The organism is Seonamhaeicola sp. S2-3, assembly GCF_001971785.1.
In the GTDB taxonomy this organism is placed as follows: domain Bacteria; phylum Bacteroidota; class Bacteroidia; order Flavobacteriales; family Flavobacteriaceae; genus Seonamhaeicola.
This window is the reverse complement of the sequence record NZ_CP019389.1, coordinates 2,605,266-2,620,908: the sequence shown is the minus strand read 5'-3', so window position 1 is coordinate 2,620,908 and position 15,643 is coordinate 2,605,266. Positions and strand designations below refer to the sequence as shown.

Sequence of the window (15,643 nt, the reverse complement as noted above, 5' to 3'; positions counted from 1 at the left end):
TACTGCTCTGAGCAGCCAACAACTTGGGCACCAGTATGGTATGTCCGGAAAAAGGCTTCAAAGACATTATAAGGATCACTTAAGTGATTTTAAGCAATGGGAGCATAAGAGTCATGCTAAACAGTGGCTTGTTTTCCCTGAAAACTTAGGTTCTTATTTATCCATTGATGAGACAGCGCTGTCCAAGGGAGAGCTCTATACCATCATTACCAATAAGAAGGCCAAAGGAAAGAAAGGGGCTTTAGTTGGGATATTCCACGGAACTAAAGTGGAGCCTATTATCGAACAACTCTTGAAGATCCCAGCAAAGAAGCGTGCTAAAGTGAAAGAGATCACCTTAGACATGGCTAACTCTATGAAAACGATCTCCACTAAATGTTTCCCGAAAGCCATCCAAGTAACAGACAGGTTCCATGTACAGAAGCTGGCAATAGAGGCGCTCCAAGATCTTCGTATCAAATACCGATGGGAAGCTTTGGATCAAGAAAATGAACAGATAAAGCTATCTAGAGCTGCCGACAAAGAATTTAAACCTGTAACTTTTTCTAATGGTGATAGCTCAAAACAACTCCTGGCCAGGAGTAGATATCTACTGTATAAATCCCCAGATAAATGGACTCCAAATCAGAAAGAGAGGGGACAGATATTGTTTAATGAATACCCAGAATTAAAGAAAGCTTATGGACTTGTTCAAGGCTTGAGGAATATTTTTAACCAAGCCATAGATATTAAAGTAGCTTACACCAAACTAGCCCACTGGTACAAAGATGTAGAGGAGTCAGGATTTAAGAGCTTCCAAACGGTAGCCAATAGTATTACTTTAAATTACCGCTCTGTACTCAACTATTTTATAAACAGAAGTACTAATGCTTCAGCTGAATCCTTTAATGCCAAAGTAAAGGCTTTTAGATCTCAATTTAGGGGAGTCAGGAATACGGAATACTTCTTATATCGCTTGATTAAATTATATTCTTAAAATGGTAAAAACCCAGATTTTGGACTTGATCCTTTAAAATTATTATAATCTGTAACAACTTGTTATAGGTGACTAATACTTAAATAAAATCAACACATAAAAAAAGCCTTTCTTTTCAGAAAGGCTCTTATAATATTCTTTTTTGGCTTGTTCTACAAAGCAGCTACATGCTTAGCTAAACCAGATTTTAGGTTCGCTGCTTTATTAGCATGAATAACATTTTTCTTAGCTAATTTATCTAACATAGAAACAACTTGAGGATATAAAGCCTCTGCTTCTTTTTTATCTGTTAACTCACGTAACTTTTTAATAGCGCTACGTGTAGTTTTGTGTTGATATCTATTTAAAACACGTTTAGCTTCGTTACTTCTTATTCTTTTTAATGCTGACTTATGATTTGCCATTTGCTTTTTTTATTAAAAAATTGTAGCCCGTAGGGGAATCGAACCCCTCTTACCAGGATGAAAACCTGGCGTCCTAGCCGATAGACGAACGGGCCATTTGGTTATCTCATTTATTTAATGAACTTGCAATTCGTGATTGCGGATGCAAAAATACAACTATTTTTAAATGTTGCAATACTTATTCAATTTTTTTTAAAAAAAATTTAAACTAGTACGCTTTTGCAAATAAAACCCTACGTTTTGAAGGCTTGCCAGAATACACACAAACACCGTCTTCTGCTTCCATATCTAATGGAATACATCTAATTGTTGCTTTTGTTAGCTCTTTTATTTTTTCTTCGGTTTCACTAGTTCCATCCCAATGTGCCGATATAAAGCCTCCTTTACTATCTAATACCTTTTTAAACTCTTCAAAAGTATCTACCTTAGTTATATGGTTATTTCTAAACTCTAATGCTTTATTAAATAGGTTTTTTTGAATTTCTTCTAGTAAGTCTTCTACAACAACACTTATTCTATCTAAAATTACGGTTTGTTTAGTTAAGGTATCTCTTCTGGCTACTTCAACGGTTTCATCTTCTAAATCTTTTGGCCCTATTGCTATACGTAAAGGTACTCCTTGTAATTCATGTTGTGCAAATTTTGCTCCTGGACGCAAAGTATCTCGTTTATCAAACTTAACAGAAATATTTCTTTCTCTTAAATCACTTATAATATCTTCTGCTACTTTACTTATAGCTTCAAATTGCTCTTCATTTCTGTAAATAGGCACAATAACTACTTGATAAGGTGCTAGGTTTGGTGGTAATACTAATCCGTTATCATCACTATGGGTCATAATAAGAGCGCCCATTAATCTTGTAGAAACTCCCCAAGATGTTGCCCAAACATAATCTTGTTTTCCTTCTTTGTTGGCAAACTTAACATCAAAAGCTTTAGCAAAATTCTGCCCTAAAAAGTGTGATGTACCTGCTTGTAATGCTTTTCCATCTTGCATTAAAGCTTCAATACAATAGGTATCTTCTGCTCCTGCAAAACGTTCGCTTTCAGTTTTTACACCTTGTATAACTGGTATAGCCATAAAGTTCTCTACAAAAGTAGCATAAACGTTATTCATTTGTTTGGTTTCCGCTATTGCCTCTGCCTTAGTTTCATGTGCTGTGTGGCCTTCTTGCCATAAAAACTCTGCTGTACGTAAAAATAAACGTGTACGCATTTCCCAACGCACTACGTTTGCCCATTGGTTTACTAATATTGGTAAATCTCTGTAAGATTGAATCCAATTTCTATAGGTATTCCAAATAATAGCTTCACTGGTTGGTCTTACTACAAGCTCTTCTTCTAATTTGGCCTCTGGATCTACTCTTAATTTACCTGGTTTATCTGGATCATTTTGCAACCTATAATGTGTTACAACAGCACATTCTTTTGCAAATCCTTCGGCATTTTTTTCTTCTGCTTCAAACAAACTTTTGGGTACAAAAAGCGGAAAATATGCATTTTGATGCCCCGTTTCTTTAAACATTCTATCTAATTCTGCTTGCATTTTTTCCCAAATAGCATAACCATAAGGTTTAATTACCATACAACCTCTAACTGCCGAATTCTCCGCTAAGTCTGCTTTTACAACTAATTCGTTATACCATTTAGAATAATCTTCTGCTCTACTAGTAAGTTTTTTACTCATATAAAAGTTTTGGCACAAATATTGTGACTATGTTAAATAAAAAAATAGTTCAACAAAACTAACTATTTTTGTTATGTCCAACAATAAAATCTTATAGATATGCGCTTAAATAACTACTCAAATAAAAAAGTGTCATTCATAGCCTTAATAGGTTTAATGTTTGGCCTAGTATCATGTGGTTCTTATCAATACGTTGGTGTAGATGATGATGGTATTTATGGCGATTCTCAAATAGTGGTAACTAATACACCTACAGAAACAGTTGTTGAAGTGCCTAATCAATCTAACAGTAATTACTACAAAAACTACTTTAGAAATAAATCTTTACAGTCTGAATTATTAATGGAAGACGAATCTATTTTTACTGACATAGATTCTTATGAATCTGACAATTATGCTACTAATGACACCATATATAATGACTATCAAGGTTATGCTGGTTGGGGTCAAAACAGTAATTCTGTAACCATAAACATCCACTCTGATTGGGGTTGGAACAACTGGGGATGGGGATGGCATAGACCTTACTCTAGATGGGGATGGGGATGGAGTAATTACGATTGGTATTTTGGGTGGAATAGCTGGAATAGTTGGGGTTACTATGACCCATGGTACTCGCCATTTTACGGTGGATACTACGGAGGTTGGGCTTACAACCCATGGAGATATAGATACCCTTATAGCTACTATGGTGGTTATTACGGAAATAGATACTACAATAATCGTGGTTTAGCTTACAACTCAAGCAGAAGAGGCAGTTATTATTCTGGTGCTTCTAGCAGAAACACTTATACATCCTCTAGAAGAAGCTCTATATCTAATACAAATAGTGCAACCTCAAAATATAATACAGCACGTAGAAGTAGTGTATCTAGTACATCTAGTAGAGGCATAACTAGTAACACCTCTCGCATTAGTACTGTAAATAGAAATTCTACCAATAGTTACAGTACCAGAAGATCTACAGGATCTAGTACTGTAAGTAGATACAGTAGCTCACAAGGAAGAACATCAACAGTATCTAGAACACCGTCGTCTAATTCAACTAGTAGATCAGCATCTAAAACTAGAAGTTATAGTACTTATAAAAAACCTACATATAATCGTTCGTCAAGAAGATCTTATTCAACACCTTCATCTTCGTCATCTAGTAGATCTTACAGTTCTTCTAGTAGTAGAAGTTCTAGTTCTGGTGTATCTAGGTCTTCAAGCAGCAGTAGAAGCTCATCTGGTAGCAGAAGTTCTTCTAGTGGTAGACGTCGATAATCTAAAAACAAAAAAATTACACATGAAAAAGATAAATTTACTAGTCATAGGTTTATTGTCTATGTCTTCAATTTACGCACAAGATTTAACAGATGCCCTACGATATTCTCAAGATAACATTCAAGGTACAGCTCGTTTTAGAGCGTTAAGTGGTGCTTTTGGCGCCTTGGGTGGAGACATGAGTGCCGTTAGTTTAAACCCTGCAAGTTCTGCAGTTTTTATTAGAAGTCATGCCTCTATATCTGGCACAAATGTTCATTCTAAGAATAATTCTAACTACTTTGGAGGTTCTGGTAGTACCAATGAGTCTAATTTCGATATAAACCAAGCAGGAGCTGCTTTTGTTTTTGCTTCTAATACAAATTCACCATGGAGAAAATTTTCATTGGCAGTAGCTTATGAAAGAACCAATAACCATGACGACAACTGGTATGCTTTTGGAACAAACAATACAAACGATCCTAATTTTAGCAACTCTATTGCTAGCTATTTTTACGATTATGCTGATGGTAAAAGGTTAGACGAAATTTCAGCTTTCCCAGGCGAATCTCCAAGCGATGCTTACCGAGATATAGGAAATACTTATGGTTTTGCACATCAACAAGCTTTTTTAGGTTTTGAATCTTTTATTCTAGAACCAGATGATATTGATAATGATGCTAACACTATTTACACTTCTAATATTGATCCAGGAACTTTTATGCACGATTACTCATATATAGCAACTGGTTACAATGGTAAAGTATCTTTTAATATTGCAACCCAATATGAAGACAATTTATATTTAGGATTAAACTTAAACTCGCACTTTATAGACTATCAACGTTCAACATTATTATTTGAAGAAAACAACAACACGGGATCAACAGTTAATTATGTAGAGTTTGAAAACGCCTTAAACACTACTGGTAATGGTTTTTCTTTTCAACTTGGTGGTATCATGAAACTAACCCCAGAGTTTAGAATTGGTATAACTTATGACTCTCCTACTTGGTATACTATTGAAGAAGAAACATCACAATATTTAGCCACTGATGGCGATAATGGTTTTGTAGAAATTTATCCGCAAATTACAAACGTATACCCTCAATACAAACTACAAACACCTGCTCAAATTACAGGAAGTTTAGCATACGTTTTTGGTAAACAAGGCTTAATAAGTTTTGATTATTCTAGAAAAGATTATGGTAGCACCAAATTTAAACCAGAAAATGATGCTTATTACCAAGACCTAAACGCTAATATTAGTAATACATTTACAGATGCCTCTACGTATAGACTTGGTGGAGAATACAAACACAAACAATTTAGTTTTAGAGGAGGCTACCGTTTTGAAGAAAGCCCTTATACCGATGGCATTACTGTTGGAGACCTTAACGGATATTCTTTTGGTTTAGGTTATAACTTTGGAAACACCAAACTAGATTTTACCTATGATTATGCCGAAAGATCTTTTATTAATAAACTGTATCATTTAGATTTTGGTGATGCACCACAAGCTACGGTAGATAGAAAAAACTCTAACATTACAGTAACATTAAGCTTTAATATTTAACAATACACATAAATAAAACTTAAAAGGCTTGAGTAATTTTTTATTCAAGCTTTTATTTTTTTGTGTAATTATTATAATACAATATAGACTAATGTACAAATGCTAATTATTTGCTAAGTTAAAGCATTACAAAAGTATAATGCTTATCTTTGCCAATTATATATTTCAATCATATAGTTCATATGAAATTTGATAAAGATTTAGAAGATTTTGATGCTCTGGGAGATGAGCACATAAGCACCTCACAAGACACACCTATGCGTAGTGATGCTTTTAAACTAACCAATGAAGAAAAGATGGATATCATCAAAGATGATATACGCCATATTATGGAAACCCTTGGTTTAGATTTAAATGACGATAGTTTAAAAGGTACTCCTAACCGCGTTGCAAAGATGTTTGTAAAAGAAATTTTTAGTGGTTTAGACCCTCAAAAAAAACCAAGCGCCTCTACTTTTGACAATAAATACAAATACGGCGAAATGCTTGTTGAAAAAAACATCACAGTGTATTCAACTTGCGAACACCATTTACTGCCTATTGTTGGTAGAGCTCATATAGCTTACATATCTAACGGTACGGTAGTTGGTTTATCTAAAATGAACCGTATAGTAGATTATTTTGCAAAACGTCCACAAGTACAAGAGCGGTTAACTATTCAAATTGTAAAAGAATTACAAGAAGTTTTAGGAACAAAAGATGTAGCTTGTGTTATAGATGCCAAACACCTTTGCGTGAATTCTAGAGGTATTAGAGATATTGAAAGTAGTACCGTTACTTCAGAATTTGGAGGTCGTTTTAAAGATAAAGCTACCCGTAGAGAATTTTTAGATTACATCAAACTAGAAACAAAATTTTAAGTTAAATATTTCTAACAGATTTCCCAATTACCAACCATGCAACTTTATAATCATCAAGAGCTAAAAATATACAACTCACTTAGCGGAAAAAAAGAAACATTTAAACCCATTAATGAAGGACACGTAGGCATGTATGTTTGCGGACCAACCGTGTATAGCAATGTGCACTTAGGTAATGTAAGAACCTTCATGTCTTTTGATGTTATTTTTAGATATTTAAAACACTTAGGTTATAAAGTACGCTATGTTAGAAATATTACCGATGCTGGTCATTTAGAAAATGATGCCGACGCTGGCGAAGATAGAATTGCCAAAAAAGCACGTTTAGAACAAATAGAACCTATGGAAGTTGTGCAACGCTATACTGTTGATTTCCATAACATTTTAAACGCTTTTAACTTTCTACCTCCTAGCATTGAACCTACCGCTACAGGTCATATTATTGAGCAAATTGAATTAATAAAAAACATTATTGATAACGGATTTGCTTATGAAGTAAATGGCTCTGTGTATTTTGATGTTCATAAGTTTAACGAAACTAGTCAATACGGAAAATTAAGTAAACGTAAACTTGATGATTTAATTCACAATACACGTGAGTTAGACGGACAAAGCGATAAAAAGAATCCACAAGATTTTGCACTTTGGAAAAAAGCCGAACCACAACACATTATGCGCTGGCCATCACCATGGAGTGATGGATTCCCTGGTTGGCACTTAGAATGTACCGCAATGAGCACCAAATACTTAGGTGAACATTTTGATATTCACGGTGGTGGAATGGATTTAAAATTTCCGCATCATGAATGTGAAATTGCACAAAATGAAGCTGCCAAAGGGCAATCGCCTGTAAATTATTGGATGCATGCCAACATGCTTATAATGAATGGTAAAAAAATGGCAAAATCTACTGGCAACTACATTTTACCTGGTGAAATTTTTACTGGCGAAAACCCTAATATAACTAAGGCTTTTGCTCCGGGAGTAGCGCGCTTTTTTATGTTACAAGCACACTATAGAAGCATTTTAGATTTTACCAACGAAGGTTTATTAGCCGGTGAAAAAGGCTTTAATAAACTTATGGACGCTATAGGTATGTTAGAGAAATTAAACACCTCTAAAACATCATCAATAGCTATTGATGCTTGGAAACAGAAATGTTATGATGCCATGAATGATGATTTTAACACACCTGTGTTAATTGCTAATTTGTTTGAAGGCGTTAAATATATCAACCAAATTAAAGAAGGTTCTCAAACTGTAACTACTGAAGATTTAAACACTTTAAAAGATACAATAAAGGCTTTCACTTTTGATATTTTAGGTTTAGAAAATAGTACACTCAGTAATTCTGATGATGATAAATTATCTGGAGCTGTTGATGTTCTTATTAAACTAAGGCAAGAAGCTAGAGCCAACAAAGATTTTGCATTATCTGATAAAATACGCGATAAATTAGCCGAAGTTGGAATTATTTTAAAAGATGGAAAAGACGGCACTACCTTTTCTGTAAATTAAAATGCCACATAAATTCTGAAATAATTCAGAATAACAAAGCATGAAAAAACTACTCATAGCACCGTTTTTATTTTTGATAAAAGTATACCAAGTACTTATATCGCCTTTAACGCCTGCTAGCTGTAGATATACCCCAACCTGCTCACAATACAGTAAAGAAGCCTTACAAAAACACGGACTTATAAAAGGTGGATGGTTAGCCATAAAACGGATTTTTTCTTGCCACCCCTGGGGTGGTTCTGGATATGACCCTGTACCATAATATAAATTGATTTTAAAAAAATTCAACTACCTTCGCGCTTGCTTTAAAATATGTAGCTACATAAAATATTTAATAAGGCTTAAATAAAAATTACCTTCACTAAACTAAGTGTAATTAACAATTTAAAATAAGCTATAAATGTTTAGACACCAAGGTAAAACCAGAACACTAAAACATAATTTACAGATTGCAACAATTTTATCTTTTGTAGCTGGAATTGTAAATGTAACTGGTTTTTTATTTTTTGGTCAATTAACCACAAATGTTACAGGTCATTTTGCTCTGTTTATCAATGATATAGCTAATTTTAATTTTTGGAAGGGAACCATTTATTTTGCTTATATATTCTCATTTTTTCTTGGTTCATTCGCGTCAAGCTTCCTTATTGAAACGTTTAAGGAAAGTAAAAAAATGAATGTTTTTGTATTACCAACCATAATAGAAAGCTTAATATTATTTAGCATAGGCATTCTAAGTAATATTATTGATATAAAGCTCCCTCATGCAATTGTTTGTTTTCTTCTTTTTGCAATGGGACTTCAAAACTCATTTGTAACAAAAATTTCAAATGCAGTGGTAAGAACAACACACTTAACTGGACTTTTTACCGACTTAGGAATAGAAATTTCTCAATTATTCTTTCCAACATCACATCCAAACACAAAAAAATTAAAAGCAACCATAAAACTTAGAATATATATTATTCTTTCATTTTTCTCTGGAGGTTTAATTGGTGGGTATTTTTATTCTGAAGCTCAATTGCAATTAAACACCTTAATAATTGGAGGTGTTATTTTGGTTTTAAGCTTATTTTATGATGATGTTAGATTTACTTTAATTAAAACCAAAAGAAAGTATCAACAAAAAAATCACTACACGCAACAATACCATAAGTAATACACTGTTGTATTTACGCCTTTAAAGCACTAAATATCAAGTACGTATTTAAAAAATCCAATATTTTTCAATGATGAAATTTAAATACATATACCTACTAACATGTTGAATCTTTATTATTAATGCACTTTTTATAAAGTGATGCAAAAGTATTTCCCTAACTATTTTTCGGTGAGTTCTAGGCGTACCCCATACCTTAACAAACTTGATTTTGTAAATATTTTCAACTACTTTCGTTTCTTGTAGGATATAATTCATTTAAATGATGTATATCCTTAAAGTTAGCCACAAGCAAAAATGAAAAACGTAAAGATGATATTTTATGTAATTATTGGAATTATCTTATTGACTTTATTTGTTGGGTTAATACTACCGAACGAACGAAAAGCAGAAAGAACTGCTATTTTTTCTACTTCACCTGAAAGTATTTTCAATTTAATAACTGATAACAGAAACTGGAAATGGAGAAGTAATCTAAAAGAGGTACAAATTCTTGAATCGGCTGGTGACAATGAAATTTTTAAGGAAATACAAAAAAAAGGACAAGCAATTACATTCAAAGTAAAAAGTAAAATTCCATATTCAAGATATGAAATCGAAATAATCGAAGCAAATGGATTTACAGGATATTGGACAGGAACATTAGAAGAAACTGATAATGGAGGAACAGAATTAACATTTACAGAATATGCAACAATAAAAAATCCGTTTATAAAAGTACTTTCCTATTTGTTCTTTGATTTGGGGTCAACTATAGATCAGTACCTTGGAGACATCGCAAAAGCAATAGGAGAAGAATATAATAAGCACGCCAGTGACCAACAAAAATGAGAAATCATAAAAAAATATTGGTATTATTGATTGGAGTTTTGATTATATCCTTTAATCAATATAAAAAGGATAAAACTAAGTGAAAACTTATCAATACCTACAAATCCCTAAAACATTATACCTCTGGAATATGTTTTAAAATCTCCAGTACAAACTTCCAATATTTTTGAGTTGAAAGCATTTAAGTACTTTTCCCCACCAATATGCTGAATCTTTTTTATTATCGGCTTGTTTATAGAGTAGTGAAAAAGTATTTTCCTTTATTTATAATTGAGTGGTTATGGCTATACCCCACACCTTAACAAACTTGATTATGTAAAATTATCAACTATGTTCGTTTATTGTTAGGATATGTGCAATTAAAAATGACGTATATCCATAAAGTTGGCAATAATTTGCTAACAACTCGTTTTTGGTGTAAATTTACACCAAATAATAAAATTATGCCAAGACAAAGTATATCTCTTACAAAACCGAATGACGAATGGTTAAAAGCCCAAGTTGATAACAAAGAGTATTCTAGCAAAAGTGAATTAGTTAATGACTTGATTAGACAAGCTAGAAAACAGCAAGTTGAAATTGATTGGATTAGAGCTAAACTGGAAAAATCTGAAAATAGCGGATTTACAAACGACAGTAAAGAAAGCATTTTATCCCAATCAAAGTCCTTACTAAATGGCTAAATACAAATTGACAAATGAAGCAAAAAACGACTTAATTCGGATTCACCACTACGGAGTTAAAAAATTTGGAATGACTCAAGCGGACAAATATTTCGAAACTTTTTTTGAATATTTTGACATTATTGCAGAACGTCCTTTTTCATTCGAATCAGTGGATTATATTAAAAAAGGATATAGACGTTGTGTATGTGGAGTTGATAGTATTTACTATAAAATTAATGAAAATATTGTTGAAATAATAGCTATCATCGGAAGACAAGATTTTAATGAAAAACTATAACTGAATTAAAAAAACTCATACCAATAATGTATAACTCAATTTTCAAAACATTATACCTCTGGAATATGCTTTAAAATCTCCAATACAAACTTCCAATATTTTTGCACTGATGAAATTTGAGCACGTTCATCTGGCGAATGAGCACCTTTAATATTGGGACCAAAACTAATCATGTCCATATCTGGATAATTAGTTCCTAAAATACCACATTCTAAACCTGCATGACAAGCTGCTACATGTGGCTTTTCGCCATTTAAATCTTCATAAAGTTTTGTCATTACTTTTAAAATAGCCGAATCCATATTAGGAGTCCACCCAGGGTAATCTCCAGAGAACTCAACTTCACAACCTGTTAACTCAAAAGTTGCTCTTAACGTGTTAGCTAAATCGGTTTTAGCACTTTCAACTGAAGAGCGTGTTAAACACAAAATTTTAATTTCACCATCCTTAATAAGCACTCTTGCTAAATTATTAGATGTTTCAACCAAATCAGGAATATCAGCACTCATTCTATACACCCCATTTTGAGCTGCATAAAGCGCTCTAGTTACACCTTCTTGAACTCCTAAATCCATGATTTTTTTTGGTGTATCACATTTTGAAATAACAACATCTAAATCGGGCTCAGTGGTTTTAAACTCTTTTTTAATTGCATTAGAAATTAAAGACATTTCTAGTAAAAAGGCATCTTCATGAATAGCATCTATAGCCACTATAGCTTTACTTTCTCTGGGAATAGCATTACGTAATCCGCCACCATCTATTTCAGAAATACGCAATCCAAAATTTTCAAAACCATCAAAAAGTAGGCGGTTCATAATTTTATTGGCATTTCCTAATCCTTCGTGAATTTGCATACCAGAATGCCCGCCTTGTAAACCTTTTACCTCAATGGTAAATCCTATTTTAAATTCGGGTGTTTCTTCTTCGTTATAAGTTCTGGTAGCAGTAACATCAATACCTCCGGCGCACCCCACGCCTATTTCATTATCTTCTTCGGTATCTAAATTTAAAAGAATACCACCAGTTAAAAGTCCGCCTTTTAAGCCCATAGCACCTGTCATACCAGTTTCTTCATCAATAGTAAATAAGGCTTCAATAGCAGGGTGTGGAATATTGGTACTTTCTAAAATAGCCATAATGGTTGCCACTCCTAAACCGTTATCGGCTCCCAAAGTAGTACCCTTAGCTTTTACCCAGTCTCCCTCTACATACATATCTATACCTTGGGTATCAAAATCAAAATTGGTATCATTATTTTTTTGATGTACCATATCTAAATGCGACTGCATGACCACAGTGGTTTTGTTTTCCATTCCGGCAGTGGCTGGTTTTTTAATAATTACATTACCAACCTCATCAACTAGGGTTTCTAATCCTAGATTTTCACCAAAAGCTTTCATAAAAGCAATAACGCGTTCTTCTTTTTTTGAGGCTCTTGGTACAGCATTCAAATCGGCAAATTTATTCCAAAGTTGGGTTGGTTGTAATTGTCTTATTTCTGAGTTCATATTTTTATTTATAAAGATTTTCAAAGATAGCAAATACTCATTGAAATTGGCAGCTACTCCTGATTGAAGTGGTATCCTTTTTTGAGGTACGAAAAAAAGATTTAACGGAAAGCAGGAAGAAACCTTAATTAGCACACAACTAAGCTGCGGTACTTTTTTTTATTATTTTTGAATTTATGTTTAAAAACAAAAAACTTGTTATAGCCCTAAGCTTATTTCCGCAATATTTACTGATTTTGTGGTTATCTAAAAACCCAGAATTTGTGGAGGCTTATTACAGTAACGGACTTTACGTTTACATTTCTAAAGTTTTTAGATACATGTTGGGCTGGATGCCGTTTTCTTTTGGCGATTTGGTTTATACCTTAGGCACAGTTTACGTATTACGCTGGCTCTATAAAAATAGAAAACGCATTCTTAAAGATACTAGAAGATGGATTATTGATGTTGCTAGTGCGCTTGCTGTTTTATACTTTGCTTTTCATTTGTTTTGGGGCTACAATTATTACCGTTTGCCTTTACACAAAAACTTAAATTTAGAAGCAGATTATACTACTGAGCAATTGGTTTCTGTTACAAAAAAATTAATTGAGAAATCTAATGCTTTACATTTAGAGATTACTAAAAACGATACTTTAAAGGTTACTTTACCATATACTAAACAAGCTATTTTTAAAAAAACACCTGAGGGGTATGATAACTTAAAATCTGATTTTTCTCAACTAGAGTATAACCCTAAAAGCATAAAAAAATCGTTGTTTAGTTACCCTTTAACTTATATGGGTTTTAGTGGCTATTTAAACCCTTTAACTAACGAAGCGCAGGTAGATGGATTAATTCCAACCTTTAAATTTCCTACTACATCGGCACATGAAATGGCACATCAATTGGGGTATGCTGCCGAAAATGAAGCTAATTTTATTGGGTTTTTGGCTTCTATTCATAATGATGATATTTACTTTAAATACTGCGGATACACCTTTGGCTTACGCTATTGCTTAAACGAAATTTACAGACGCGATGAAGCCCTTTTTGAAGCTCTAGGAAAGACTGTAAATAAAGGCATTTTGAAAAACTACGAAGAAGTTAGATTATTTTGGGAAACACACGAAAACCCTATAGAGCCCTTTTTTAAAATATTTTACAGCAATTTTTTAAAAGCAAATAATCAACCAAAAGGGATGGAAAGCTACAGTTATGTAGTGGCCCTTTTGGTTAATTATTTTGATACTAAAACAATATAAACTTACTCTACAATTTTAGCACTTTCAGGTTTAATAAAAATATCTTGATTTGGTTTTTCTTTAGAAATTTTAATATTGCTAAAAAGATTTTCGCTATGTACCGTTGTTGGTAAATTATTAGCATAGTTATACCTAACAATTGATTTTGGCAATAACAAACCACCTACTTCTTGCCAATTATTATAACGTCTAAAATGTAATTCTTTACTTTTTTCATTGGTAAAAAACGTAACAGTATAACCCAACCATTCCATTCTATAAGTATCAGGGTTATAATAAAGTACGTATTCATCTTCTGAAGACTCTCCTACGCCATCATGGTAAGAAATGCTAATTCCTGGATAGGTTTTGCCTTCAAATTCTAAGGGTTTTGCTTCACCGTAAATAATACCATCATCGGCCAAAATAAAAGGCATTGCATAAAAATAAAACATAAGGTTGTAGTAAAACTTAGGGTTTGCTCCTTTAAATTCAGAGTCGTCTTTACTGTTTAACCAAACATTTTCACCATCAAAACCAATGGTATGATTTGGCATTTCTATTAAGGCTTTCCTGTTTTTTAAATCGGTTTTAGTTATTTCATTACCATCAGGTTTTTCCATTGTAAATTCTAAAAACTGAAATTGTCTCCAAGCATCAATACCACCATGAGCATCAAATACTTTGGTTAAGTTTTCTGGATAAATACTGGTAGTAACATCTAGAGTTTCTGTTTTATAATCTGTGATTTCAACGGGTGCTTTTTCAGAATTTTTTTTACAAGAAACAAAGGCTAAAGCAAGAACAATAATTAATTTGATAAACTTCATATAATAAATTTTTTATGGTTTGACGAAGTTATTTCAAAATACTTACTTTTACCTTCATTTTATGAAAGAAATAACAAGTACACAAAACGCTTTTGTAAAGCAGTTGGTTCAATTAAAAGAAAAATCGCGTGAGCGAAGAAAAACAGGAACATTTTTAATTGAAGGACAACGCGAAATTTCTCTAGCTATAAAAGGTGGTTATGAGTTAGAAACTCTGTTGTTTTATCCAGAACTGTTTTCTGAAGAATCATTACATAGCTTAACCAAGCACCCCATAAACCTTATAGAGATTTCAAAAGAAGTCTATCAAAAATTAGCATACCGAGAAACTACTGAAGGAGTTTTAGCGGTTGCTAAATCTAAAATAAACAGCTTAGAGCAATTAAAATTCACTACTAAAGCTCCTTTAATTTTGGTTGCCGAAGCCCCAGAAAAACCTGGAAATATTGGAGCACTTTTAAGAACTGCCGATGCCGCCCATGTTGATGCTGTAATTATTGCCAACCCTAAAACAGATTTATATAACCCAAACATTATAAGGTCTAGTGTGGGCTGTGTATTTACAAATCAAATAGCTACGGGCTCTACCGCAGAAATTATTGAGTTTTTAAAACAAAAAAATATTAATATTTACGCTGCAATTTTACAAGAATCTGTTGCATATCACACTCAAGATTTCACAAAACCAACTGCTATTATTGTAGGAACAGAAGCAACGGGCTTAAGTGAAGAATGGCGAATACATGCTACACAAAATATTATAATACCCATGCAGGGAGAAATAGATTCTATGAATGTGTCTGTTGCTGCTGGAATTCTTATTTTTGAAGCCAAAAGACAACGAAATTTTCAATAATTTT

At 33.0% G+C, this 15,643-nt stretch carries 16 protein-coding genes and 1 tRNA gene; 12 read left to right on the top strand and 5 right to left on the bottom strand.

What is annotated here, in order from left to right; genetic code table 11:
- The first annotated feature begins 40 nt into the window (after positions 1-40).
- Positions 41-976, top strand: a complete 936-nt coding sequence (locus tag BWZ22_RS11395) for a transposase (RefSeq protein WP_076697213.1) — start codon at positions 41-43, stop codon at positions 974-976.
- A 152-nt stretch (positions 977-1,128) separates the two neighbouring features.
- On the opposite strand, the gene rpsT is transcribed toward BWZ22_RS11395, so the two are convergent.
- The 3 genes from rpsT to proS all read right to left on the bottom strand — a co-directional run bounded on the left by rpsT (position 1,129) and on the right by proS (position 3,067).
- Positions 1,129-1,380: a 30S ribosomal protein S20 gene (gene rpsT, locus BWZ22_RS11390; protein WP_076700115.1), complete on the bottom strand. Its 252-nt coding sequence runs from the start codon at positions 1,378-1,380 to the stop codon at positions 1,129-1,131.
- 23 nt (positions 1,381-1,403) lie between these two features.
- A tRNA-Glu gene (locus BWZ22_RS11385) sits at positions 1,404-1,475 on the bottom strand.
- 113 nt (positions 1,476-1,588) lie between these two features.
- On the bottom strand, positions 1,589-3,067 hold the full coding sequence (proS, locus tag BWZ22_RS11380) for a proline--tRNA ligase (protein ID WP_076700108.1): 1,479 nt from the start codon (positions 3,065-3,067) through the stop codon (positions 1,589-1,591).
- Positions 3,068-3,166: 99 nt separating this feature from the next.
- On the opposite strand from proS, the gene BWZ22_RS11375 reads away from it, so the two are divergent.
- The 9 genes from BWZ22_RS11375 (at position 3,167) to BWZ22_RS11330 (ending at position 11,219) form a co-directional block, all read left to right on the top strand.
- A complete protein-coding gene (locus BWZ22_RS11375; RefSeq protein ID WP_076700106.1) occupies positions 3,167-4,333 on the top strand; it encodes a hypothetical protein in 1,167 nt (388 codons plus the stop codon).
- Between the two features lie 22 nt (positions 4,334-4,355).
- On the top strand, positions 4,356-5,888 hold the full coding sequence (locus BWZ22_RS11370) for an OmpP1/FadL family transporter (protein ID WP_076700105.1): 1,533 nt from the start codon (positions 4,356-4,358) through the stop codon (positions 5,886-5,888).
- Between the two features lie 182 nt (positions 5,889-6,070).
- Positions 6,071-6,748, top strand: a complete 678-nt coding sequence (gene folE / locus BWZ22_RS11365; protein WP_076700103.1) for a GTP cyclohydrolase I FolE — start codon at positions 6,071-6,073, stop codon at positions 6,746-6,748.
- Positions 6,749-6,784: 36 nt separating this feature from the next.
- On the top strand, positions 6,785-8,266 hold the full coding sequence (gene cysS / locus BWZ22_RS11360) for a cysteine--tRNA ligase (RefSeq protein WP_076700102.1): 1,482 nt from the start codon (positions 6,785-6,787) through the stop codon (positions 8,264-8,266).
- A 40-nt stretch (positions 8,267-8,306) separates the two neighbouring features.
- Entirely contained in the window at positions 8,307-8,528 is a 222-nt protein-coding gene (yidD, locus tag BWZ22_RS11355; protein ID WP_076700100.1) for a membrane protein insertion efficiency factor YidD, read from the top strand.
- A gap of 138 nt (positions 8,529-8,666) precedes the next feature.
- The gene (locus BWZ22_RS11350; RefSeq protein ID WP_076700099.1) at positions 8,667-9,425 is read left to right on the top strand and encodes a YoaK family protein; all 759 of its coding nucleotides are present in this window, start codon (positions 8,667-8,669) and stop codon (positions 9,423-9,425) included.
- Positions 9,426-9,722: 297 nt separating this feature from the next.
- Entirely contained in the window at positions 9,723-10,256 is a 534-nt protein-coding gene (locus tag BWZ22_RS11340) for an SRPBCC family protein (protein WP_083692310.1), read from the top strand.
- 443 nt (positions 10,257-10,699) lie between these two features.
- Complete coding sequence (locus BWZ22_RS11335) at positions 10,700-10,939, top strand: type II toxin-antitoxin system ParD family antitoxin (protein WP_076702469.1); 240 nt, start codon at positions 10,700-10,702, stop codon at positions 10,937-10,939.
- The gene (locus BWZ22_RS11330; RefSeq protein ID WP_076700096.1) at positions 10,932-11,219 is read left to right on the top strand and encodes a type II toxin-antitoxin system RelE/ParE family toxin; all 288 of its coding nucleotides are present in this window, start codon (positions 10,932-10,934) and stop codon (positions 11,217-11,219) included. The genes BWZ22_RS11335 and BWZ22_RS11330 overlap by 8 nt, the downstream gene beginning before the upstream one ends.
- Before the next feature lie 50 nt (positions 11,220-11,269).
- On the opposite strand, the gene BWZ22_RS11325 is transcribed toward BWZ22_RS11330, so the two are convergent.
- Entirely contained in the window at positions 11,270-12,730 is a 1,461-nt protein-coding gene (locus BWZ22_RS11325) for an aminoacyl-histidine dipeptidase (protein WP_076700095.1), read from the bottom strand.
- Positions 12,731-12,906: 176 nt separating this feature from the next.
- Here BWZ22_RS11325 and BWZ22_RS11320 point away from each other — a divergent pair, with 176 nt between their 5' ends.
- Positions 12,907-13,974, top strand: a complete 1,068-nt coding sequence (locus tag BWZ22_RS11320; RefSeq protein WP_076700093.1) for a DUF3810 domain-containing protein — start codon at positions 12,907-12,909, stop codon at positions 13,972-13,974.
- Between the two features lie 2 nt (positions 13,975-13,976).
- Here BWZ22_RS11320 and BWZ22_RS11315 read toward each other — a convergent pair whose 3' ends face one another.
- Complete coding sequence (locus BWZ22_RS11315; RefSeq protein ID WP_076700092.1) at positions 13,977-14,783, bottom strand: DUF6503 family protein; 807 nt, start codon at positions 14,781-14,783, stop codon at positions 13,977-13,979.
- A gap of 61 nt (positions 14,784-14,844) precedes the next feature.
- Here BWZ22_RS11315 and BWZ22_RS11310 point away from each other — a divergent pair, with 61 nt between their 5' ends.
- Positions 14,845-15,639, top strand: coding sequence for an RNA methyltransferase (locus BWZ22_RS11310; protein ID WP_076700090.1), 795 nt, complete (start codon positions 14,845-14,847; stop codon positions 15,637-15,639).
- The last annotated feature ends 4 nt before the right edge of the window (positions 15,640-15,643 follow it).